Origin of the sequence: Frigoribacterium sp. VKM Ac-2836 (genome assembly GCF_013248995.1) — a bacterium.
Taxonomy (GTDB): Bacteria; Actinomycetota; Actinomycetes; order Actinomycetales; family Microbacteriaceae; genus Frigoribacterium.
This window is the reverse complement of the sequence record NZ_JABRPK010000002.1, coordinates 300,540-321,622: the sequence shown is the minus strand read 5'-3', so window position 1 is coordinate 321,622 and position 21,083 is coordinate 300,540. Positions and strand designations below refer to the sequence as shown.

Genomic DNA, 21,083 nt, shown 5'->3' with positions numbered 1-21,083 from the left:
CCACCGCCCCCGTCAGCCCGGTCGGACGCCCACCCGCACCGACCCACCCGCCCCGGCGGCCGCGATCCCGGCGTCGAGGTCGCGCAGGGCGACGACCTCGCCCACGAGCGCGTCGAGCGGCCAGACAGCGGACCTCCGTTCGACGAAGCGGGCGGCCTCGACGAGGTGCCGCGGGGCGTAGTTGTGCACGCCGCGGACGGTCACGAGACGTCGCACGATGCTCTCGGCGTCGAACGGCACCGCCGGGGCGGGGAACACGCTGCCGACCAGCACGGCCACACCGCCGACGCCCAGGGCGGCGAGCGCCGAGGCCACCGCGTGCGGCGACCCCGAGGCCTCGACGGCGACCAGGGGTGCGCCGCCCGCGGTCGAGAACGCGGTGGTGAGGTCGTCGCCCGAGCCGGGTGCGGCCGACGGATCGGCGGTGGAGACCGCGCCGAAGCGGACGGCCAGTCGTCGTCGGGCGGGGTCCGGGTCGACGACGACCACCCGGGCCCCGGCGTCGGTGGCCAGCGCGGTCGCCGTGAGGCCGATCAGTCCGGCCCCCGTCACGAGCACGACGGTTCCGTCGAGGGGCACGATCGCCGAGGCGGCGTCGAGCGCGGCCACGGCGGTCGACGTGCCGCACGACACCGGGGCCAGCAGCTCGGCGGGCAGGTCGGCCTCGACCGGGACGATCGCCGTGCCCGACCGCACGTGCACGTGCGTGGCGAAGCCGCCGCTCAGTTCCCACCCCGCGGCGAGCCGCTCGTGGCCGTACTTCCGCACCGACTCGCACTTCTGCGGCAGGTCGCGTCGGCAGGTCGCGCACCGATCGCACGAGACGGTCAACGACCAGACGACGCGCTGCCCGACGGCGAGCGGCGTCCCGTCCACGGCGATCGCCCCCGGTCCGAGGGCGACCACGCGACCGACCTGCTCGTGACCGAGCACGAGCGGCGCGGGCGCGGTCCGGTCGCCCCTGGCGGTGTGCACGTCCGAGCCGCAGATCGTCGTCAGTTCGACCTCGACGAGGGCGTCGCCGGGAGCGAGCACGATCGAGGGCACCGCGACGGCCTCGTGCGGACGGCCGGGTTCGAGCCACACCATCGCGGTCGGGGCCGGGTCGAGGGGGAGGGTGGCCGAGGAGGTGACGTCCGTCGGGGACGCGGCCCGCGCCTCCTGGTCCGTCGGCCGCGGCAGCACCCTCGTCGGCGGCAGCGATGCGCTCCGCGGCAGGGCGGTCGTCATGCGACCGCGGTCGTCGACGCACCGGTGCTCACGACCTCGGCGAAGGCCGGCAGCGCGACGAGGTCGCGGACGCTGTCGAGCACGACGTCGGCCCCCGCGGCGAGCAGCTGCTCGCGGGTGTGTGCGCCCGTGGTGACGCCCACGACGAGGCCCGCCCCGGCGGAGCGCCCCGAGAGGACGTCGCTGACGGTGTCGCCGACGACCGCGACGGCGGCGACCGACGACGCGCGGGTGCGCAGCAGCGCGGTCAGCACGAGATCGGGTGCGGGGCGGCCGCGACCGGCGTCGACCGGCGAGAGGGCGGCGTCGACCGTCCAGCCGAGGGCATCGAGCAGGCGGTCACGCGTGACGGGCGAGAAGCCCGTGGTCAGCACGACCGACGTCCCCGAGGCGCGGAGGGCGTCGATCACGTCGCTCGCGCCCTCGATGGGGTCGACCCCGAGCTCGTCGACCAGTTCGCCGTAGGCCACCTCGAACTCCCCGGCGGCTCGCTGCGCGAGCGACTCATCGCCGCCCGTGAGGTGACGGAACACGTCGATCTTCGAGCGGCCCATCGTGTCGAGGACGTAGTTCAGCGCCTCGTCTCGGCTCAGCGTCGGGCCGAGGTCGACCCGGTCGGCGACACGGGAGAAGGCCTGTTCGACCACGCCGTCGTCGACGACGGTCGTGCCGGCCATGTCGAGCACGACGAGCTCGATCGGAGTCGCGGCCTCCGAGACGGCACTGGCGGGCGGGGTAGTGGCGGGCGTGGTGCTCATGCGGTGAGGCTCTCTGTGAGGGGCGAGGTGGCGGTCGAGGTGTGGACTCCGGGGTCGAGCGCCCGGTCGCGCCCGCCGTCGAGGTGCGCCCCGACGACGTGTTCGGCCAGCCCGAGCCCGGTGGTCATGCCGATGCCGGTCGAGACGACCGTGACGAGCACGCCGGGGGCGACCTCGTCGACGACGAACTCGTCTCGGCCCGAGGCGTAGACGCCCTGCCACCGCTCGGTGACGACCGGTTCGGCGCGGAACAGCACGCGGAACTCGTCGAGGAAGGCGTCGGCGATCCGCTCGTCCTGGAACGGCGCGATCGCGGCGCCCTTCCGGTGGCTGTCCCCGACGATCACCGAGCCGTCGGGCAGCTGCGTGTACATCTGGTTGAGATCCATCGCTGCCAGGTCGGGGCGCTCGGTGTGCAGGCGGGACCGCACCGCCTCCGCCGCACCGGTGCCGGCGAAGGCGCTGTAGCGGATCAGCGACCAACCGGTCAACAGTGGGGCGACGAGCGGCCGGGCGAGGTCCACCCGCACCCGCAGCATGTCGAGGCCACATCTCTCGAGGGCATGCCGGTCGGCGAGGTCGGGCAAGAGCTGATCGAGGTCGTGGTTGGTCGCGACGACGACCGTCCCGGCGTCGATCGGCCCGCGGCTCGTCTCGACGCGTCCCGACGAGACCGACCCCACGGAGGTGCGGGCCAGGAAGTGCACCCCTCGCGTCTCGAGGTGCCGGCGGATCGCGTCGGCCGCCGCTCTCGGGTCGACTTGCAGGTCGTACGGGAGCAGGGCACCGCCGACGGCCACACCGGGAGCGACCGGGGCCAGGCAGGACAGCTCGGCCGCGTCGAGCCGTTCGATCTCGGGCCGGTCGCCCAGCACACGGTCGGTCCGGGTGAGGGCCAGCTCGTCGAGCAGATCGAGCTCGTCGACGTGCCGGGCGGCGACGAGTGTGCCCCGCTCCGACAGCCAGAAGCCGGCGTCGCGGGCCAGTCGCAGCCACAGCTGGCGAGCGGCGAGAGCATGGCGGCGGGCCTCGCCGCTCTGCGGGGTGAGGCAGAGGTGGCCGAAGTTTCGAACCGTCGAACCGCCGATCACCGGGGAGCGGTCGACGACCAGCACCGTGAGCCCCCGGTCCAGGGCGGCGAGGGCGGCACCGAGGCCGACGATGCCCGAGCCGACCACGACCACGTCGTGCGGTGCCGCCGCGTGTCGGGCCGTGTCGTGAGTCGCGGTCATCGGAAGACCCTCCTCATCCAGATGGCGAGCCCCTCGACGGTCAGGACCGCGACGAGGATCATCAGCACGATCGCCGTGACAGTCCCGTAGTTCGAGCCCTGGCTCGCGTTGAGCAGGTAGTAGCCGACTCCCCCGGCCCCGACGATGCCGAGCAGGGTCGCGGCCCGCAGGTTGGTGTCGAGCATGTAGAAGGTGTGGCCGATCACGGCACGGGTGCCCTGCGGCAGGGTCGCTCCGGCGTACACCTGCACGCGACTCGCCCCGGTGGCCGAGAGAGCGCGCTCGGGGCCCGGCGAGACCTCCTCGAACGAGTCGGCGAGCAGCTTGCCGAGCAGCCCGACACCGCCGAGTGCCAGGGCGAGGGTGCCGGCCTGCGTACCGAGCCCGGTCACGACGATCAGCACGATGGCGAGGATCACTTCGGGCACCCCCCGGATGCCGACGAGCAGCAGGCGCATGCCGCTGCGCACCCCTCGGCTCGGGGCGACGTTACGGGCCGCGAGCGACCCGACCACGATCGAGGCGACGAGGGTCAGCACGGTCGCGGCGAGCGCGATGGCGATCGTCTCGCCCATGGCAGCCACCATCGTCGAGGCCTCGTAACTGCCGAACGACGGCGGCCAGAACTGCGTCGCGACCGCGGGCACCTTCGCCCAGACGGTGACGAGGTCGGACCAGGCGACGTCGCACACGGCGATGCTCGCGACGACCACGGCGACGGCGAGCCACCCCCACGAGACGTCGCGTCGACGGGCGCGGTCCCAGGGGCGCCGGAGCGCGGACTCGACGGTCGTGGGCGCAGGCCGCGACGGGGCGGGGTGACCGGCCCCGCGCCTCCTGGTGGCCCGTCGGACGACGCGGTCGCCGAGACCACGGCCGGTCGGCGTGATGCCGAGCATGGCGGCCCGGACGCTGCTCGAGACGACCTCCATGACGACGCAGAGCACGAAGATGACGAGGGCGTAGCCGAGGCCGAGCCCGTAGTCGAGCGACTTGAAGGCGAACGACATCTCCCTGCCGAGACCGACGACCCCGACATAGCCGAGGATCACGCTGCCACGGAGGTTGATGTCGTTGCGGTGCAGCACGGTCGCCACCCACGAGGGCAGCACCTGGGGCAGCACCCCGGCGGTGAACTGTTGAAGTCGGCTGCCTCCGGCGGCGCGGACGGCGGTGCGCGGCCCCTCGTCGATCTGCTCGATCGCGTCGGCGAAGAGCTTCGAGATCATGCCGACCGAGTGCAGGCCGATGGCCAGGATGCCGGGCAGCGTGCCGAGCGAGAAGAGCAGCACGAACACCATGGCGAGAACGACGTCGGGCACGGCCCGCGCGAGCACGGTCACGAAGCGGGCGGCCGCGCGCCACCCGGGGCCGGGGGCGGTGTTCGCGGCCGCGAGCACGGCGATCGGCACCGACAGGACGGCGGCGAGCAGGGTGCCGCAGATCACGAGGCCGAGCGTGAGGGCGGTGAGCTGCAGCAGCTCACCGAGCGGAGGGAACTCGATCGCCCCGACCCGGCCGAAGAACCGTTCGGCGTTCGCCCAGCTCTGCAGCATCCGCGCGGGATCGACGTCGACGCTGCGCAGGGCCACGAGGCTCGCGATCAACAGGGCGACGAGGGTGAGACCGGCCGCGACGCGCTCAGGCGAGACCCTGCGGCGGGGAGGCGCGGTGACAGGAGCGGAGGACGCCCCGGTCGTGCGCGGGCGCTCGGTGACGGCGGTCATCGGACGGTGTCCCCGGTGACGGACGCCGCGCCTCCTGCGGTGCCCCGGGCGTCTGCGGCGCCGCCGGCGCCCAGGACGCCCGCAGCACTCAACTCGAGCTCGATGGCCTCGAACTGGTCGGTGCTCGTGGCGACTCGGCCGTAGATCTCCATCACCTGGGCCTTCGACAGGCCCTCGGTCTCGGTGTCGAGCACGACGCGACCGTGGCGCAGACCGACGATGCGGTCGGCCCATGAGAGGGCGAGGTCGACCTGGTGCAGGCTGCAGATCACGGTGAGCCCCTCGTCGGCGGCGATCTCGCGGATGAGTGCCATCACCTGGTCGCTCGACTCGGGATCGAGCGAGGCGACCGGCTCGTCGGCGAGCAGCACCTGAGGTCGCTGCATGAGGGCGCGGGCGATCGCGACGCGCTGCTGTTGACCGCCCGAGAGGGTGTCGGCACGCTGGTAGGCCCGGTCGAGCAGGCCGACGCGTTCGAGCCGTGCCAGCGCCTCGACCTTGGCCGAGCGACCGTACGACCAGAGCCCGAGCCGGGGTCCGCGGAGGCTCGCGAGCGATCCGGTCAGCACGTTCTCGAGCACGGTCAGCGACGGCACGAGCTCGAACTGCTGGAAGATGAACCCGACCTCGCTGCGCAGCTGCCGCAGGGCTCGCCCGGTGAGGCCGGTGACCTCGCGGCCGAGCACCGTGACACGGCCATCGGTCGGCCGGTCCAGGCCGTCGACGTGCCGCAGGAGGGTGGACTTGCCCGAGCCCGACAGGCCCAGCAGCACGACCACCTCGCCGCGCCGGACGTCGAGAGAGGCGTCGTCGAGCGCGACGGTGTCGCCGAAGCGCTTGGTGATGCCGGCGAGCGAGACGACGGTCTCGGTCGGGGCGGTGTGCTGCGTCATGCTGTCTCCGGTTGGTTCGGTCAGACCCCAGGAAGTCGCCGAGACCCCCACGCGTGCGCGAGGGTCTGAGCGAGTTCCTGGGGTGTGGATCGGCTACGTCGTGCGGGTCAGGCCGTGCACTGCGAGGCGTTCGTCTTCTCGCAGATGTCGCGGATCTGGTCGTAGTACGCGTCGTCGACGGGCGTGGTCTGGAAGAACACGGCACGGAAGCCCTCACTGTCGGCGCCCTCGATGCCCGCGGCGACCATGTCGTCGGCGGTGACGTTCGAGAGGACGTCCTTCAGCTGGGTCTTGACGTCGTCGGGCAGCGAGTTCGACTCGACGATCGGGGCACCGGGCACCATCTGCTGGTCGATGACGTCGACGGCGTCACTCTTGGCGACCTCGCTGTCCTCCGCGAAGCCCGCATCGCACTCGGTGCCCTCGCCGACCTTCTGCACGCTGACGTCGTGCTTGCCGGCGAAGACCGGGGTGATGTCCTTCTCGGGGTCGATGCCGGCCTCGAGCAGCGCATAGCTCGGGAACAGGTAACCCGAGGTCGACGACGGGTCGACGAAGCAGATCTTCTTGCCCTTCATGTCCGCGATCGACGTGATGTCGCTGCCCTTCGGCACGATGGCCTGCGAGTAGTAGCCGGGCTCCTGGCCCTCGGCCGTCGTGATCGACGAGATCGGCGTCAGTTCGGCACCGTTGTTGGTGGCGGTGACGTAGGTGAAGCCCGAGAACGAGGCGACGTCGATCTGGCCGGCGATGCTCGCCTCGATCAGGGCCGCGTAGTCGGTCGACTCGTGATACTCGACCGTCTTGCCGGTCTCTTTCGAGAGGTAGTCCATCAGCGGCTGGTAGTTGGTCTCGGTGTCGACCGAGTCGGGCACGACGCCGAAGACGAGGGTGCTGTCGTCGACCGCGTAACCGCCGGCCGCGTCGGACGAGCCGGTGGCCGAGGAGGCGGGGGTCGCGCAGGCGGAGAGCGTGACGGCGAGCAGGGCGGCGCCGACGAGGGCGGTCGCGGCGCGGGGACGGCGGAGGGTCATGACGGCCTTTCGGGTGGGAGCAGGACGTGACGATGGTGACACGCCTCGGAGCAACATAGGAACCTATCTTCGGGCCCGTTCAACGAGAGTTCACCTCTTGTCTGCCTAACCTGGGCCAGGTGATCGCGAGCTAGCCGTGGTGCGCGTCCGGTCATGGCGGGTCCAGGTGGGGCGGTCTACCCTCGGACGACCACCCCGCCCTGCCCCCCGCGACGAAGGCCTCCGCATGCGACCCGACGACGGCACCCCCGACTCTCCCGGCGACGACCTCGCGACCTGGTCGGACGATGCCCACCGCGAACTCGAGCTGCTCGTCGCCCGCGATCGCGAGGTCGAGGAGGCCCGACGACACGAGGCCGAGCTGCCGCCCGAACTGCGCGACGCCGACGACGAGCCGTACGACGGCGGGCCGAGGCGCCGACTCGTCATGGGCTCGTCGAAGGTGCTCGCCGCCGTCGCGCTGCTCGCCGCGGTCGCCGTCGCGGTGACCGGGTTCCTGTAGGCCGACCCGCGCCTCCTGCACTGCCCGACGCGCGCGTCAGAGGGCGAGCAGGGCGATGCCGCCGAGCACGACCGTCGAGGCCGTCAGCCGCCGGACGAGCGACCCCTCGCGCAGCACGAGGGCGCCGAACACGGCGACCATGACCACGCTCGTCTCGCGGGCGGGAGCGACGAGGGCGACCGGCGCGGTCTGGATCGCCGTCAACACGAGGATGTACGACAGAGGCGACAGCACACCGAAGGCCAGCACCCGCGGCCAGTGCCGGCGGGCGACGGCGACGAGCTCGTCCCGCCGTCGGCCGAGCGACGCGCTGTAGAAGACGATCTCGACGAGCGTCACGCCGACCATGAACGACACGGGCGAGAGGCCCCAGGTGCGCAGGGCATGAGCGTCCCAGATCGTGTAGCTCGCGATGGCGAGGCCGGTGAGCAGGCCCCAGGCGATGCCGGGATCGAGGCGCGGGCGCGCCCTTGCCGGTGCGCTCGGCTCAGAAGAGCCCAGGAGGCGCGACGCCGGTGACGTGCTCGGGCTGCGGTCGATGAGCCCGGTCGCCACGACGCCCACGACCACCACGGCGATGCCGACGACGGCCGTGACCGGGAGCTGCTCGCCGAGCAGCAGGACGGCGAGGCCGGCACTGACGGCGGGGCCGCTGCCGCGCGCCGTCGCGTAGACGGTCGACAGGTTGCCGACCGCGTAGCCGCGCTGCAGCACCGTCATGTAGACGACGTGCAGCACGGCCGAGACCCCCGCCCCGACCGCGAGACCGCCGGCGCTCTCACCGAGGCCGCCCGTGAACGGGACGACCGGCAGCCAGAGCACGGCGCTGGCGACGGCTCCCCACCAGAGGAAGGGGGTGCCGAGGCGGCTCACGCCGTGGGCGACGATGTTCCAGCCGGCGTGACAGACGGCGGCGGCGAGGACGAGCAGGAGGGCGGTGGTGGACATGCGAGGACCCATCGGCTCGGCGCGGGGCGCGCCGAACGGGTCCTCCAGGCTTTTGTCCGTTCAGATGACGGCCCGGCGATGGCGCCCGACCGTGGCGCCGCTCGGACCAGTCGGATCGTGAGACCCCGGAACCCTAGGCGCTGTCGTGGTCAGCGTAGGGGTGGCGGGTGTCCGGTGGGTTAACTGACGTCGGTGACGAAACACCCGGTTCCGGACCACGCACCCGAAAACTTCTGGGTGCACGGTCCGAAACCGGGTGCATGGCCGATCGCGGCCGGCAGGCCGCCTCGGAGCGGGCTCGGATCAGGCGAAGGTCGCCGCGTCGATCACGAAGCGGTAGCGCACGTCGGACTTCAGGACGCGGTCGTAGGCCTCGTTGATCTGGTCGGCGTCGATCAGCTCGGTCTCGGGCACGATGCCGTGCTCGGCGCAGAAGTCGAGCATCTCCTGGGTCTCGCGGATGCCGCCGATGGCCGAGCCGGCCCAGCTTCGGCGGGCGGGGATCAGCGCGAACGCGGGCACCTCGAGGGGCTCGGAGGGCGCTCCGACGTTGACGAGCGTGCCGTCGACGGCCAACAGGCCGAGGTAGGCGCCCATGTCGATCTTCGCCGAGACGGTGTTGATGATCAGGTCGAACGAGTTCGCCAGGTCGGTGAAGGTCTGCTCCTCGCTGGTCGCGTAGTGGGCCTTGGCGCCGAAGCGCAGCGAGTCGTCCTTCTTCGACGTGGTCTGCGAGAGCACGGTGACGTCGGCTCCGAGCGCGGCGGCGATCTTCACGCCCATGTGGCCGAGGCCGCCCATGCCGACGATGGCGACCTTGGTGCCCTCGGTGACGCCCCAGTGGTGCAGCGGCGAGTAGAGCGTGATGCCGGCGCAGAGCAGCGGTGCGACCTTGTCGTAGTCGAGCGACTCGGGCACGCGCAGCACGAAGTCCTCGGTGACGACGACTGCCTGCGAGTAGCCGCCCTGGGTGACGGTGCCGTCGGCTGGGTCGACGCTCGTGTAGGTGCCGGTGTTGCCCTTGGCGCAGTACTGCTCGTCTCCACGCTTGCAGTACTCGCACTCGCCGCAGGAGTTGACCATGCAGCCGACCCCGACGCGGTCGCCGACCTTGTGCTTGGTGACCTCGGAGCCGACCTCGGCCACGGTGCCGACGATCTCGTGACCGACGACCTGCGGGTACTGGATCTCGCCCCACTCGCCACGGACGGTGTGGATGTCGCTGTGGCAGATGCCGGCGTAGGCGATGTCGATCATGACGTCCTTGGGGCCGACGTCGCGGCGCTCGATGGTCGTCTTGACGAGGGGCTCGGTGGCGGACGGTGCGGCGTAGGCGTTGACGGTGCGCATGGGTCTCCTGGGGGTGGGTTCGGTTCGGGGGCGAGAGGCGGGCCGGAACACGGCGCTCGACGACGATCGCCCCTCACCTCGACGCTACGCTCCCGTGCCGATCGTGGGAGGCCCGGACAGGACCCCCCGAGGAGCGGATGTACGATTTGCACGACCTTGACAGATGCACGTCCAATCGCACAGGGACCCCATGACCGACATCGCCTGGGCCACCGGCACCTGGACCACCGAGCCGGCCGCGGTCCTCGTCTCCGACGACGGCATGCGCGTCACGGCGGCCGAGGGCAGCGACGCCTGGCGCATCACGTCGTACGGGTTCGTCCACGACACCGAGCACGCCCTGGTCGCGCCCTTCGCCCAGGGCACGGCGATGGAGGTGTCGTTCGTCCTCGACTTCTCGGCCCAGTTCGACCAGGCCGGGATCTTCGTCTCGGTCGGCCCCACGACCTGGGTCAAGGCCGGCGTGGAACTCAGCGACGGCGAGCAGAGCCTCGGGGCCGTGGTGACCCGGGGCGAGTCGGACTGGTCGCTCTCCCCCGTGGACTGGACCGGCCGGACCGTGACGATCCGCGCCAGCCGGTCGGGCGACGCGCTTACCGTGCGAGCGCGCGTCGACGCCGAGCCGTGGCGTCTGGTCCGTGTGGCCCCGCTCGCCCCGGATGCCGTGGTGAGCGCCGGTCCGTTCTGCTGCGCCCCGTCGCGTGCCGACCTCACCGTGCACTTCACCTCGTGGACGACCACCCCTGCGGACGAGAGCTTGCACCCCGAGCATTGACACCTGACCCACGGCCTGCCATATGTTTCATGCATGCCTGTTCCCCAGCCGACCAGCGAGCGTCCCCGCCAACTCATCCGCGATCGCGTGTACTCCACGATTCGGGAAGAGATCCTCAAGGGCCAGCTCGAACCCGGCGAGAAGATCAACGACGCGGACCTGACCACCTGGCTGCAGGTGTCTCGCACTCCCATCCGCGAAGCTCTCGCCATGCTCGCGGTGGACGGCCTGATCGAGATGGAACCCAATCGCTACACCCGCGTCCCGGACCGATCACCTGACGTCTATCGGCGCGCGGCGGAGTACATGCAGATGATCCGCGCCTTCGTCCTGGAACACCTCGACCGCGTCCCCGCCGACGCGCTCCGCGATGCACGCGAGCACGTGGCCGACCTCCTGCCGCGCCTCCTCGATCAGGATCGCGGGGCCAAGATGTCGTTCGACGACGCCTTCGGCGCCCTCGCGGCCCAGATCGAGAACCCGCTCATCACCGAGGCGGAGCGACGCGTTCGATCGCAAGCTCAGTTCCACCTGCAACACCCGGACGCCGTCATCAACTGGGACAACATCATCCGGCATGCCCAGGCCCTCAACCGCGGGTAGCGGCCGGGCACCGAAGGCGGGCCCTCTCGACGTCCCTCAGTGGACCGCCGGGGGTACCAGCAGGGTTCCTCGGATGACCGAGGCGTGGAAGGTCCTCGTGGCGACGACGATCCAGGCCGTGACGAGACCGGCGAAGTAGAGGACCGCGAGGTACCCCACCGCATCAAGGCCGGAGTGCAGCGCGAGACCGTTCAGACCGGTGACGCAGGTGCCGAGCGGAAAGGTGAACGACCACCAGGTCAGGCTGAACGGGAGGTGCCGACGTGCCGTGCGGACGGTGATGGTGAGGGCGATGGCCGTCCAGGCGAGGCCGAATCCGAGCATCGCGAACCCGTAGACGAGCGCGACGACGAGGAGGGCATGCGCGGTACCGGCGTCGACGGCGGTCGGAGCGTTCGACGCGAGGAGGTTCACCGCCGTGATCGACTGGCCGATGGGGCCGAGAACGATCCAGAGGGTCGGCACGAACGCGGCAGGGCCGACCTGATGCTGCATGAGTCGATTCCAGATCAGCGTGATGACGACGAGTGACATGACCAGGCTGAGGCCGAAGAGACCGTAGCAAGCCCACAGCAGCGTCTCGCGAGCCTGCCCTGCGGGTGTGTAGGGCAGCAGCAGGGCACCCGTCGAGGCCGAGACCATGGGCGGCACGACCGGCATCAGCCAGCCCCCGAACGCGGCGGCGGGCCCGTTCTCGTGTCGGCTGAAGGCGAGGGACGGCACGAGGACGGCCGTGATGAGCCCGCCGAGGGTTCCGATCGTCCAGAGCGTCCAGTCGACGGCGACGGCGGCGGGCAGCCCGATCCAATCCTTGCCCAGCAAGAGGGCACCGGCACCGACGGTGAGGAACGCCATCGGCGGCGCACCGTAGAAGTGGGCCATCACCGGGTGTCGGTGATGCGTCATCGCCGTGCTGCGGTAGCGCAACCAGTGCAGTCCGGTGGCGACCGTGAGTGCGACCAGGAGAGCCGCGGAGATCGACCAGACGACCGTCGCGCCGGTGCGAAGCCCGGGGAACTGCAATGGGAGCGATGCAGCGGCGACGGCGACGACGCCCGTCCCCATGACGGAGGCGAACCAGTTCGGTGTCAGGTTCGACACGATGTGGCCGGGTCGCTCGAGCTCTTGGAGGATTCGCTTCCGAGGCGTTCCGGTAGGCCCGGTCGGCGTCGATGCGGAGGCGGTGTCGGCGATGCTCATGCGACAAGCGTCTCCGTTCCGGACCGTCACGGCTACGTCGATCGGCTTGTGAGGGGCACAATGTCTTCTTGTGACGCCCAAACGCCTGACGGATCGAACACTCGACCTCGACACCCTCGAAGTCCTCGAGCGGGTCGCCGAGACCGGTTCGATCTCACGCGCAGCCTCGGCCCTCGGAGTGACCCAGCAGGCCGTGTCCGGGCGCGTGCGAGCCGCGGAACGCGCCGTGGGCCAGCCTCTCGTGCGCCGTTCCACCGAGGGATCAGCGATGACCGACACCGGTCGACTCCTCCTCGACCTGGGGCGGCCGGTCCTCGAGGCATCTCGACGATTCGAAGAAGGCGTCGCTGCGCTGGGCGACGCGCCCGACTCGATCGTGGTGGCGGCCTCGCAGACCATCGCCGAGCTGTTCGCCCCGTCCTGGTTGCGAGAATTCCGGCGCCGCGCACCCGACTCGTCGGTGCGTCTGCTGGCCGACAACTCGGCCGCCGTCATCGCGCTGGTCCGCTCCGGTGACGCCGACGTCGGTTTCGTGGAGACCCCCTCCGCCCCGTCCGGGCTCTCGTCGACCGTGATCACCGAGGACGAACTGGTCGTCGTCGTCGCCCCCGACCACCCGTGGGCGACGCGGCCGAGCATCAGCGCCGAGGACCTGGCCGACGCGGCGTTGCTCCTGCGGGAGCCGGGGTCCGGAACACGGGCGACGGTCGAGGCGTGGCTCGAGAGGTCCGGGCTGGCACTCGGCACTCCCGCAGCCGTGCTCGAGACCACGGCGATCGTCCGGTCGACTGCTCGCGCCGGAATGGCGCCGGCCGCGATGAGCCTGCGAACGGTCGAGACGGACCTCGCCGCGGGGACCCTCGTCCGCGTCGAACTGACCGGCCCGCCCCTCGTCCGTTTCCTGCATGCGGTCTGGTCCGACCAGGTGCGCCGAGGGGTGTCGACCTTCTTGCGCGTGGCGAGAGAGACGCGCTGAGTACGAAGCGCAGAGGGCCCGCACGACGGGGGTCCGACCTGGATGCTGGTCGGCGCTGCTCGCGCCGGGGCTCCCCCGGTCGCCGTGGCGCTGGCCCTCGCCGTGTCACAATCGGGCCTGTCCCCGAAAGGCACCTCATGAGCACCACGACCCCTCGCTTCACCGGCAGAGTCGCCTGCGTCACCGGCGGCGGCCGGACGATCGGCTGACCGATGCGCCTCCTCCTCATCCGACACGGCGAGACCGCCGACAACACCGCCCAGGTGATCGGCTCTCGCCTGCCGGGGCCGCCCCTGTCCGCCACGGGGGTCGAGCAGGCGCGCGCACTGTCGGGCACGCTCGCGGCCGAGCAGGTGACGGTCGTGCACTCGTCCCGTGCCCTCAGGGCGCTCCAGACGGCCGAGACGCTTGCCGCGTCGCTCGGCGTGCCCCATGTGCCGGTGCAGGGCCTGCACGAGATCGAGGCCGGTGACCTCGAGGGACGGCCTTATTCCGAGGCCCGGTCCAGCTACGTCGGCACCATGCAGCGCTGGTGGACAGACGAGGAGGCGCGCATCCCGGGAGGCGAGAACGGGACGGAGTTCATGGCTCGGTTCGGCGACGCCGTCGCGTCGTCTACCGCGACGACGCCGCCCGGGGCCACGGTGGTCGTGGTGGCCCACGAAGCGGCCATCTGCGTGTGGGCAGCGTTCGTCGCCGACAACGTCGACGCCGCGTTCAGTCGGACCCACGGCGTCAGCAACACAGGGATCGTCGTCCTCGAAGGCTCTGTGGAGGCGGGCTGGACGGCGACCTCGTGGGACGGCGAGAACCTCCTGCCTGCATGAGGCCGGTGTGCGGGAGGGGCGACAGGCGTCAGCTGGTGCAGCTCAAGCAGGAGGGACACCTCAGGCGTCGGGTGCCTCCGTCGGCGCCTTCCGCTCTCGGTACACGGCGCGGAGGGCCTTTACCAGGTAGAAGCCCGCGACGGCGAGCATGGGCAGCGAGGCCCATGGAGTGTCGAGCGTCATCAGGAACGTGAACCCGACCACGCCGAACACGACGGCCAGCGAGAAATCACCGTTGACCTTCGTGGCGGTGGAGCTCTCGGAGTTCTGGTTCGTCGCGTCGTCCATGGTCCGACGCTACGTCGACGTCATCGCGGGCGCACCCGTCGTGTGAGGGAGTGGCGCGATCGCGACCGTGGCGGGAACGACGGCGCGGAAGGGATCTGAACAACGCGACCGGCGCCCACTAACTTGACGAATTGTCAGCCCGGACCCTGCTGACGCACGTCGCAGTGCGTGCCCGTCCGAGGTGACCCGATGACCGCGGACAGGCCACCCCTGGGGGGACTACGGCACGGCGGGCACCTCGTCCTGAGACGACAGGTGCCCGCCGGCGCGCCGCCGGCGCGCTTCACAGGACCACCGAGACCCCGGCCATCGCAGCGGCGGCCGACGGCGCCGGAGACGACGAGCGAGGGGATCTTCCGGTGATCGGCCTGCGCCATGTCAGGACCCCGATAGCTCGACTGGCGAGGACGGGCTGGGCTGCAGCCCAGCGCGAGTGAGCGGTCCAGTCACCCGAGCGACGAACTCGGCGTCCAGGCCCGCGACCCGCAACGCCGAGCGGGTGGCACGCTCGCGGTTCTCGGACGCTCGCCAACCGTCAGGGCCCCCGACGTGGACGATCTGGCGGTGGCCGAGCTCGACGTCGGGCATCAGGCGTCGAGGCCCCTGGGCTCGTGGACGAGAGCACCTGAACGCACCTGCGGCCACGTGATCTCCGAGCCGACGACTCTTGACTTTGTTACTGAGTGTGCTCATTATTGAGTCAGATCAGATCACGCCAGGAAGAACCCCAGGAGAACCACGATGCGAGCCTTCGCCTTCGACGCCTACAAGCAGCCGCTGCACGAGATCCTCGCGCCCGAGCCCACGGTCGGCGATCACGACGTGCTCGTCCAGGTCGCCGCCGCCGGCCTGAACCACCTCGACGCCAAGATCCGCGAGGGCGAGTTCAAGCTGATCCTCCCGTACAAGGCGCCTCTCGTCCTCGGCCACGACGTCGCCGGGACCGTCATCGAGGTCGGCGGCTCGGTCCGCAGTCTGAAGCCCGGCGACGAGGTCTTCGCTCGCCCCCGCGACCACCGGATCGGCACCTTCGCCGAGCGGATCGCCGTCGACGAAGCCGACGTCGCTCTCGCCCCGACGTCGATCAGCATCGTCGAGGCCGCGTCGCTGCCCCTCGTCGCCCTGACGGCCTGGCAAGCCCTCGTCGAGCGCGGCAACCTGCAGCCCGGCCAGAAGGTGCTCGTCCACGCGGGCGCCGGAGGCGTCGGCACGATCGCGATCCAACTCGCGAAGCACCTCGGCGCGCACGTCGCGACCACCGCCTCCTCGGCGAACGCCGAGTTCCTCCGCGGACTCGGGGCGGACGTCGTCGTCGACTACCGCACCCAGGACTTCGAGGAGGCACTGTCCGGCTACGACCTCGTGCTCGACGGTCTCGGCGGCGACAACTTGGCGAAGTCGCTCCGAGTGCTCCGCCCCGGCGGCCTGGCCATCGGCATCCAGGGTCCGCCCACCCCCGCCTTCGCGAAGGCTGCGGGCCTGAATCCGGTCGTGCGCCTGGCGATTGCCGGCCTCAGTCGTAAGGTTCGCGCCCAAGCGAAGAAACTCGGGGTCCATTACGAGTTCCTGCTGATGCGCGCCGACGGCGTTCAGCTGCGCGAGATCGCCGCGCTCGTCGACGCCGGGGCCATCCGCCCGGTCGTCGGTGCGACGCACCCGTTCGCCGAGACGGCGACCGCGCTCGACGAGCTCGGCAAGGCCCGCATCCGCGGCAAGGCCGTCGTCACCCTCCCGTAGCCAGCTCCGGGCGACCCAACACCCCGGGTCGCGCCCGTCAGCGCGGCAGCACGAGCTCGAGCTGCGTCCGGATGTCGGCGACGATCGTCGCCACGGTGACGGACTCGTCCGCCACCGACGCCATCGCGACGAACTGGACCGCTGACACGACGTGCGCCAGGCGCGCCGCCTCGGCCTCGTCCCTCTCGGTGCGAGAGGCGATGACGCCGGCGAGCGCCCGCTCGGTGCGTTCCACGATCGAGAGCGCCTCGGCGTGGTGCGGCTCGGCCGGGTCGCCGAACACCATCTCGCGGAGGTAGGTGCGGCCGTTCTCGACCTGGGCCCGGTTGCACTCGACGATCGGCGTGAGCAGGGCGACCACCGCGTCGATCACGCCGGGCGCCCGGTCGGCGTCGCGCACACCCTGGTCGAGCGAACGGGCGTAGTTCGCGTTCTGGGCGAGCAGCAGCAGTTCACCCTTGGTCTTGGCGTAGAGGAAGAGCGTGCCGGCGCCGACGTCGGCTGCCTCGGCGATCTGCTGCGTCGTGACCTCGTCGACCCCGTGCCGGGTGAACAGGTCGGATGCCGCGCGCGTGATGCGCTCGAGCTTCTCCTGCTTGTTCCGCTCGCGACGACCGAGGGACGGGGCTGCCGAAGACACGGGACCTCCTGGAATAGAAACTGACTGAACTCAATTATGACATGAGTCAGCAAGGGGTGGCCCGATCGCGAGCCGCCTCATCTTCGCAGCATCATTGGAAGGAACACCCATGACCGACATCACCGGCTCCGTCGTCCTCGTCACCGGAGCGAACGGGGGCATCGGCACCCGCTTCGTCGAAGCCGCCCTGGCCCGCGGCGCCGCGAAGGTCTACGCCACGGCCCGCACCCCGCGCACCTGGGACGACGATCGCGTCGTGCCCCTCACCCTCGACGTGACCGACCCCGCCTCGATCGCCGCCGTCGTCGAGGCGGCGCCCGACGTCACCGTGCTGATCAACAACGCCGGTGCGAGCACCCCCACGCCCGGCATCCTCAGCCACACCGACGACGAGATCCGCGCCAACGTCGAGACCAACTTCCTCGGGCCGCTCTTCCTCGCCCGGGCCTACGCACCCCTCCTCTCGGCCCACGGCGGCGGCACCGCGATCATCGACATCCACTCCGCCCTCTCCTGGTACGCCGTCGCCGGCATCTACTCGGCGACGAAGGCCGCGCTGTGGTCGGCCACGAACTCCCTGCGCCTCGAGCTGCAGCCCGCGGGCGTGCAGGTCGTCGGCGTGCACGTGGGCTACGTCGACACCGCCATGGCCGCGGGCGTCACGGACGCGAAGACCGACCCGGCGACCCTGGTCGCCGACGTGCTCGACGCCCTTGAGGCCGGCGAGCACGAGGTCCTTGCCGACGAGACCTCGCGCCAGGTGAAGGCGGGCCTGTCGGCTCCGCTCGAGGCCCTCTACCCGCAGCTCGCCGCGCGCTGACCGGTGACGTTCAGGAGGCGCGGTGCCGGCCCGACCGGCACCTCGCCTCCTTCGCACCGTCGCGTCAGCTGCAGCAGGCGCGCTCGATCACCACAAGGAACGGCCCGTCGGCGGTGCCTCCGGCCGCCACGTGACCGCCGATGGCCTCCATCGCGAGGTCGCGGCGCTGCGGGACGCGGCTCTTCTCATCGTCGTCGAGCGTCCGGAGACCCGGGCGGGGTGACCTGGACTCCGTCGCGGACCGGCCTTGGTCAGCCGGCCACGGGGCGGGACAGGATCAGGTTGGTCATGACCTGCGTCATCACGGCCCGGTCGTGCTGGTCGAGGAGTTCGATGCGGGTGCGCACCACTCCCCGATCGGGACGGGAGGCCGAGGGGCGGGCGTCGACGACGGTGAATCGGGCGCGGAGCACGTCGCCGGGGTGGACGGGAGCCGACCAGCGCAACTCGTCGACGCCCGGCGACGCGACGCTGGCGCGCTGGTTGAGGTAGGACGCCACCATCAGGCGCATCATCATGGCGGTGGTGTGCCAGCCGCTGGCCACGAGCCCGCCGAGGGGCGTCGCCGCGGCCCGGTCGGCGTCGACGTGCATGTCGTGCGGATCGAACCGGCGGCCGAAGTCGACGATCTCGTCCGCCGTGACGCGGTACGAGCCGTGCTCCAGCGTGAGGCCGGGCACGTAGTCGTCGAGGAAGCGGTCGGCGAGCCGATGCGCGAAGGGCGACGTGTCGTCGGCCGCGGCTGCGGTCCCGTCCGGTTCGTAGGGCACGCCTTCACCCTAGGTCGGCCGAGACCCCAGGAGGCGCGGTGCCGGACGGCCCGCCGGCGTACGATTCCGGCATGAGCCGCCTGGACGACATGCCGTTCGCCAAGGTCTATCCCCTGTACGTGGCCAAGGTCGAGCGGAAGGGCCACACGCAGGCCGAGGTCGACCAGGTCGTGACCTGGCTGACCGGTTACAGTCAGGACGAGATCGACCAGCACGTCGCCGACGGCACCACGTTCCGCGACTTCTTCGCGGCAGCCGACCTCAACCCCCGGGGCGCGCTCGTGACAGGGGTCATCTGTGGCGTCCGCATCGAGGCCCTCGACGATGAGCTGACGGCGAACATCCGCCGCCTCGACAAGCTCGTGGACGAGGTCGCGCGCGGCCGTCCGATGGCGAAGGTGCTGCGGGAGGGGTGACGCCGACCAGTCGGCGAGCTGCCTCCCGCCGTGCGAGCTCCGGTTCGGCCGATTTGCAGGCCGCTCGCCGCTGATCAAGGACGACGTCGAGAGGCTCCGAGGTCGGCGAGACGCCGCAGATGCTTTCAGGCCCGCTTCGGCTTGACCTCTTGGGGCTCCTGGGCCGCAAGCGAGTCACATTGCTCTACGAGTCGAATGTTGAATTGCCTAGCGACCTGAATGGGCTTGTCTATGTCCCACTGGACCCTGCTGGCGGTTGAAAAGGTAAGCCTGCCTCAGAAATTAGCACTGCAGGCCTCAACGTGGATTGGTCAGCAATCGTGCGCTCGTAAGAACGATGTGACCCATAACGCACCTTGTTTTGCCTGCTCCCCCGGCGGCCAGTCCGACTTCGCGCGGGCCAGGCAGGAAGCAGGGCTAGTGGTCACAGTGCCGCTTCCGGCGGCGTTCGCGCTCAGTCCTCGTCGGGCGTGAGCCCGAGCGTCTGCATGGCTTGTGCCACTGCGTGATCGCCCTCGGAGATGGCCATGGTCTGGATCTCGCTCAGTAGCTTGCTGGTGGAAGTGTCGTCGGGTTGCTCGAAGACGGTCCAGAGCTCCTGGTCGGCGCCGAATCGGGACAGGAATCGGATGCCGTCGAACGACGGGACGTCGTCGTCGTTGGTCATTCGGTACACCCGGGCGCTGATGGCCTGGGTCAGTGGGCGCACATTGGCGTTCTGGAGCGCGGAACCATCGAAGTCCGCGAGGCCGTACTCAGCGATCGCCGAGTGGGCGAATTCACCCCAGAAGCCCGCGATGGTCTCGGAGTGGGCGATATCGAGGTAGCTTCCGGCGAGAGACGCCCGGGTGAGCAACCGTGCGGCGAACCACTCAGTCGGGACGATGCCAGCTTGTTGCGTGGAATAGAGGGCTCGATCGGCTTCGTCGACGACGATCTCCGTCATGGCGGCCACGAGAGAGGCGTCCGGTCGGAAACGGGCGAGGACCTCGAGGAGGGCACCTTGGGGTTCGGTGGCGGCGTAGGTCGTTCGGTAGGTGTGCGGGGCGGGTGAGTCCCAGCGACCGGGGAAGGTCCCGGTGTCCGCTGAGGCGTATCGCCAGGGCGCCCAGTCCCAGGGGTTCGGCCGGCGCCCCACACGCCACACCGGCGACGGCGCGGACATGTGCTGCAGGGAGTTCGGATCGATCATCCGTTCGCGGCGAAGCTCTGCGCGGCGGCTAGGACTTTCGCGTCGTCGCCGTCTGTCTCGCGGATGAAACGTGCTGGTGCGATGTCGTCGAGTTGCGGGTTCATTCCTTGGAACCAGGCCTGCACCACCCGAGGGGCGTCTTGATCAAGCAGCAGAGCTGCCACCCGGTAGGCGAGGCGGAGACGCTGCTCCTGCTTGGGCTGCGGGCGCCGACCGTCATTCTCTGCCCACTGACGGACCGCGCGGGTTTCTTTGACGCCGGCGATGTAGGCCACGAGCTGCGCCCCGAGCACATCGCGAAGCGCACCCACGAGTTCGGGCATATCCGTCCGAACGGAAGCGGTGTATGCCTTGAGCTCGATCGTTGCCATGCCTTAACCCTAGTCCGAGGACACCTGCAATCCCATCTCAAATCACAGACTCACAACAACCTTCCGTCATCCGTGGCGCACGCGCAGCCCCTCTGAGTAAGTGCCAACAAACTGCCGGCCAATTCGCGACCCTGTTCCCACTCCGAAACAAATGTTGGCTGCACCTCCGGGATCAGATCCGAGCGATCGCCATTCCCTTAGGCGGGTCCGTCTCCGAGCTGGCCGAACACGGCGCGGTGCTCGTCGTCGGTGTGACCGCGTCCGCGGGTGCAGCACCGCGGGGTGCCGCCCACGTCGACCGTCTCGGCCTCGCCTTCGTACCCGGCGGGGTCGAGGTCTGCGGCTTGCGTTTTCATTCGACGACTGGACCCCCACGGGCCGGAGAGCTACGGCGGGGGACCGACAGGGCCTCGCCGCGGCAACGATGCAAATGTGGCGCTCTGCCGAGGTAGCGTGAGTGCGTGCGGGACAGGCCCGCGCAGCAAGCCAGTCCCTCGGACTGGCTTTTCGTCATCTTTGGGTGGGTCTTCCGCAAGGGTGACAGCTCTGCCTCGAGAATCGAAGGGCTCGCGTGAACTCTGCCCACGAGGTACCCTGGTTCCACATAGCGAAGCTCTGCCCACGCTAGAGTGCGCTCACTGCGACAGCACTATGTCTAACGGCCCTCCAGCGCCGTTTCGTCGTTAGAGCATTGCCGCGTGCGACGATGAAGCCCTGCGCCATTCGTAAGCCACCAGCCAGACCCTCACGGGCCTGGCTTTTTTTGCCCCCAGTTGAGCAGCGACCGCGCGCCC

24 protein-coding genes are annotated in these 21,083 nt (G+C 70.5%); 9 read left to right on the top strand and 15 right to left on the bottom strand.

Translation table 11 applies throughout. The annotated features are described in order from the left end of the window. Nucleotides 1-12: 12 nt before the first annotated feature. From HRF36_RS07880 to HRF36_RS07855, 6 genes are all read right to left on the bottom strand, one after another. Complete coding sequence (locus tag HRF36_RS07880; protein ID WP_254281159.1) at nt 13-1,230, bottom strand: alcohol dehydrogenase catalytic domain-containing protein; 1,218 nt, start codon at nt 1,228-1,230, stop codon at nt 13-15. Beyond that, entirely contained in the window at nt 1,227-1,988 is a 762-nt protein-coding gene (locus HRF36_RS07875) for an HAD family hydrolase (protein ID WP_173208698.1), read from the bottom strand. The genes HRF36_RS07880 and HRF36_RS07875 overlap by 4 nt, the downstream gene beginning before the upstream one ends. After that, nucleotides 1,985-3,220 carry a TIGR03364 family FAD-dependent oxidoreductase gene (locus HRF36_RS07870; protein ID WP_173208696.1) on the bottom strand — a complete coding sequence of 412 codons (1,236 nt, stop codon included), beginning with the start codon at nt 3,218-3,220 and terminating at the stop codon, nt 1,985-1,987. Before HRF36_RS07870 ends, HRF36_RS07875 begins: the two co-directional genes overlap by 4 nt. Next, nucleotides 3,217-4,947: a phosphonate ABC transporter, permease protein PhnE gene (phnE, locus tag HRF36_RS07865; RefSeq protein WP_173208694.1), complete on the bottom strand. Its 1,731-nt coding sequence runs from the start codon at nt 4,945-4,947 to the stop codon at nt 3,217-3,219. Before phnE ends, HRF36_RS07870 begins: the two co-directional genes overlap by 4 nt. Further along, the gene (gene phnC / locus HRF36_RS07860; protein ID WP_173208692.1) at nt 4,944-5,840 is read right to left on the bottom strand and encodes a phosphonate ABC transporter ATP-binding protein; all 897 of its coding nucleotides are present in this window, start codon (nt 5,838-5,840) and stop codon (nt 4,944-4,946) included. The genes phnE and phnC overlap by 4 nt, the downstream gene beginning before the upstream one ends. A gap of 107 nt (nt 5,841-5,947) precedes the next feature. Further along, nucleotides 5,948-6,874 carry a phosphate/phosphite/phosphonate ABC transporter substrate-binding protein gene (locus HRF36_RS07855; protein ID WP_173208690.1) on the bottom strand — a complete coding sequence of 309 codons (927 nt, stop codon included), beginning with the start codon at nt 6,872-6,874 and terminating at the stop codon, nt 5,948-5,950. Between the two features lie 226 nt (nt 6,875-7,100). Between HRF36_RS07855 and HRF36_RS07850 the strand changes: the two genes are divergently transcribed. Then, nucleotides 7,101-7,376 carry a hypothetical protein gene (locus HRF36_RS07850; RefSeq protein ID WP_173208688.1) on the top strand — a complete coding sequence of 92 codons (276 nt, stop codon included), beginning with the start codon at nt 7,101-7,103 and terminating at the stop codon, nt 7,374-7,376. A gap of 36 nt (nt 7,377-7,412) precedes the next feature. Here the strand turns inward: HRF36_RS07850 and HRF36_RS07845 are convergent, their stop codons facing one another. Together HRF36_RS07845 and HRF36_RS07840 are read right to left on the bottom strand one after the other, a co-directional pair. Next, entirely contained in the window at nt 7,413-8,324 is a 912-nt protein-coding gene (locus HRF36_RS07845) for an EamA family transporter (RefSeq protein ID WP_173208686.1), read from the bottom strand. Between the two features lie 303 nt (nt 8,325-8,627). Beyond that, nucleotides 8,628-9,674 (bottom strand): NAD(P)-dependent alcohol dehydrogenase, encoded by a 1,047-nt coding sequence (locus HRF36_RS07840; RefSeq protein WP_173208684.1) that lies wholly within the window; start codon nt 9,672-9,674, stop codon nt 8,628-8,630. Between the two features lie 190 nt (nt 9,675-9,864). On the opposite strand from HRF36_RS07840, the gene HRF36_RS07835 reads away from it, so the two are divergent. Both HRF36_RS07835 and HRF36_RS15515 read left to right on the top strand, forming a co-directional pair. Then, complete coding sequence (locus tag HRF36_RS07835) at nt 9,865-10,449, top strand: DUF1349 domain-containing protein (protein ID WP_173208682.1); 585 nt, start codon at nt 9,865-9,867, stop codon at nt 10,447-10,449. A 33-nt stretch (nt 10,450-10,482) separates the two neighbouring features. Then, complete coding sequence (locus tag HRF36_RS15515; RefSeq protein ID WP_217271087.1) at nt 10,483-11,052, top strand: GntR family transcriptional regulator; 570 nt, start codon at nt 10,483-10,485, stop codon at nt 11,050-11,052. 36 nt (nt 11,053-11,088) lie between these two features. Here the strand turns inward: HRF36_RS15515 and HRF36_RS07825 are convergent, their stop codons facing one another. Further along, nucleotides 11,089-12,252: a TDT family transporter gene (locus HRF36_RS07825; protein ID WP_173208680.1), complete on the bottom strand. Its 1,164-nt coding sequence runs from the start codon at nt 12,250-12,252 to the stop codon at nt 11,089-11,091. A 70-nt stretch (nt 12,253-12,322) separates the two neighbouring features. On the opposite strand from HRF36_RS07825, the gene HRF36_RS07820 reads away from it, so the two are divergent. Beyond that, nucleotides 12,323-13,228 carry a LysR family transcriptional regulator gene (locus tag HRF36_RS07820; protein WP_173208679.1) on the top strand — a complete coding sequence of 302 codons (906 nt, stop codon included), beginning with the start codon at nt 12,323-12,325 and terminating at the stop codon, nt 13,226-13,228. Between the two features lie 212 nt (nt 13,229-13,440). Further along, nucleotides 13,441-14,055 carry a histidine phosphatase family protein gene (locus tag HRF36_RS07815; RefSeq protein ID WP_173208677.1) on the top strand — a complete coding sequence of 205 codons (615 nt, stop codon included), beginning with the start codon at nt 13,441-13,443 and terminating at the stop codon, nt 14,053-14,055. Between the two features lie 60 nt (nt 14,056-14,115). Here HRF36_RS07815 and HRF36_RS07810 read toward each other — a convergent pair whose 3' ends face one another. Beyond that, complete coding sequence (locus HRF36_RS07810; protein WP_173208675.1) at nt 14,116-14,343, bottom strand: hypothetical protein; 228 nt, start codon at nt 14,341-14,343, stop codon at nt 14,116-14,118. Between the two features lie 741 nt (nt 14,344-15,084). Here HRF36_RS07810 and HRF36_RS07805 point away from each other — a divergent pair. Then, nucleotides 15,085-16,080 (top strand): NADP-dependent oxidoreductase, encoded by a 996-nt coding sequence (locus HRF36_RS07805; RefSeq protein WP_173208673.1) that lies wholly within the window; start codon nt 15,085-15,087, stop codon nt 16,078-16,080. Nucleotides 16,081-16,117: 37 nt separating this feature from the next. On the opposite strand, the gene HRF36_RS07800 is transcribed toward HRF36_RS07805, so the two are convergent. Beyond that, nucleotides 16,118-16,720, bottom strand: coding sequence for a TetR/AcrR family transcriptional regulator (locus HRF36_RS07800; RefSeq protein ID WP_173208671.1), 603 nt, complete (start codon nt 16,718-16,720; stop codon nt 16,118-16,120). 109 nt (nt 16,721-16,829) lie between these two features. On the opposite strand from HRF36_RS07800, the gene HRF36_RS07795 reads away from it, so the two are divergent. Continuing rightward, the gene (locus HRF36_RS07795) at nt 16,830-17,540 is read left to right on the top strand and encodes an SDR family oxidoreductase (RefSeq protein ID WP_173208669.1); all 711 of its coding nucleotides are present in this window, start codon (nt 16,830-16,832) and stop codon (nt 17,538-17,540) included. A 251-nt stretch (nt 17,541-17,791) separates the two neighbouring features. Here HRF36_RS07795 and HRF36_RS07790 read toward each other — a convergent pair whose 3' ends face one another. After that, nucleotides 17,792-18,310, bottom strand: a complete 519-nt coding sequence (locus tag HRF36_RS07790; protein ID WP_173208667.1) for a MaoC family dehydratase — start codon at nt 18,308-18,310, stop codon at nt 17,792-17,794. A gap of 71 nt (nt 18,311-18,381) precedes the next feature. On the opposite strand from HRF36_RS07790, the gene HRF36_RS07785 reads away from it, so the two are divergent. Both HRF36_RS07785 and HRF36_RS16275 read left to right on the top strand, forming a co-directional pair. Beyond that, entirely contained in the window at nt 18,382-18,726 is a 345-nt protein-coding gene (locus tag HRF36_RS07785) for a DUF2200 domain-containing protein (RefSeq protein ID WP_173208665.1), read from the top strand. Nucleotides 18,727-18,845: 119 nt separating this feature from the next. Further along, entirely contained in the window at nt 18,846-18,986 is a 141-nt protein-coding gene (locus tag HRF36_RS16275; RefSeq protein WP_173208663.1) for a TIR domain-containing protein, read from the top strand. A gap of 194 nt (nt 18,987-19,180) precedes the next feature. Here HRF36_RS16275 and HRF36_RS07775 read toward each other — a convergent pair whose 3' ends face one another. From HRF36_RS07775 to HRF36_RS07765, 3 genes are all read right to left on the bottom strand, one after another. After that, nucleotides 19,181-19,891 carry an RES family NAD+ phosphorylase gene (locus HRF36_RS07775; RefSeq protein WP_254281214.1) on the bottom strand — a complete coding sequence of 237 codons (711 nt, stop codon included), beginning with the start codon at nt 19,889-19,891 and terminating at the stop codon, nt 19,181-19,183. 23 nt (nt 19,892-19,914) lie between these two features. Continuing rightward, complete coding sequence (locus HRF36_RS07770) at nt 19,915-20,289, bottom strand: hypothetical protein (protein ID WP_173208659.1); 375 nt, start codon at nt 20,287-20,289, stop codon at nt 19,915-19,917. Nucleotides 20,290-20,486: 197 nt separating this feature from the next. Then, nucleotides 20,487-20,645 carry a hypothetical protein gene (locus HRF36_RS07765; protein ID WP_173208657.1) on the bottom strand — a complete coding sequence of 53 codons (159 nt, stop codon included), beginning with the start codon at nt 20,643-20,645 and terminating at the stop codon, nt 20,487-20,489. Nucleotides 20,646-21,083: the final 438 nt, after the last annotated feature.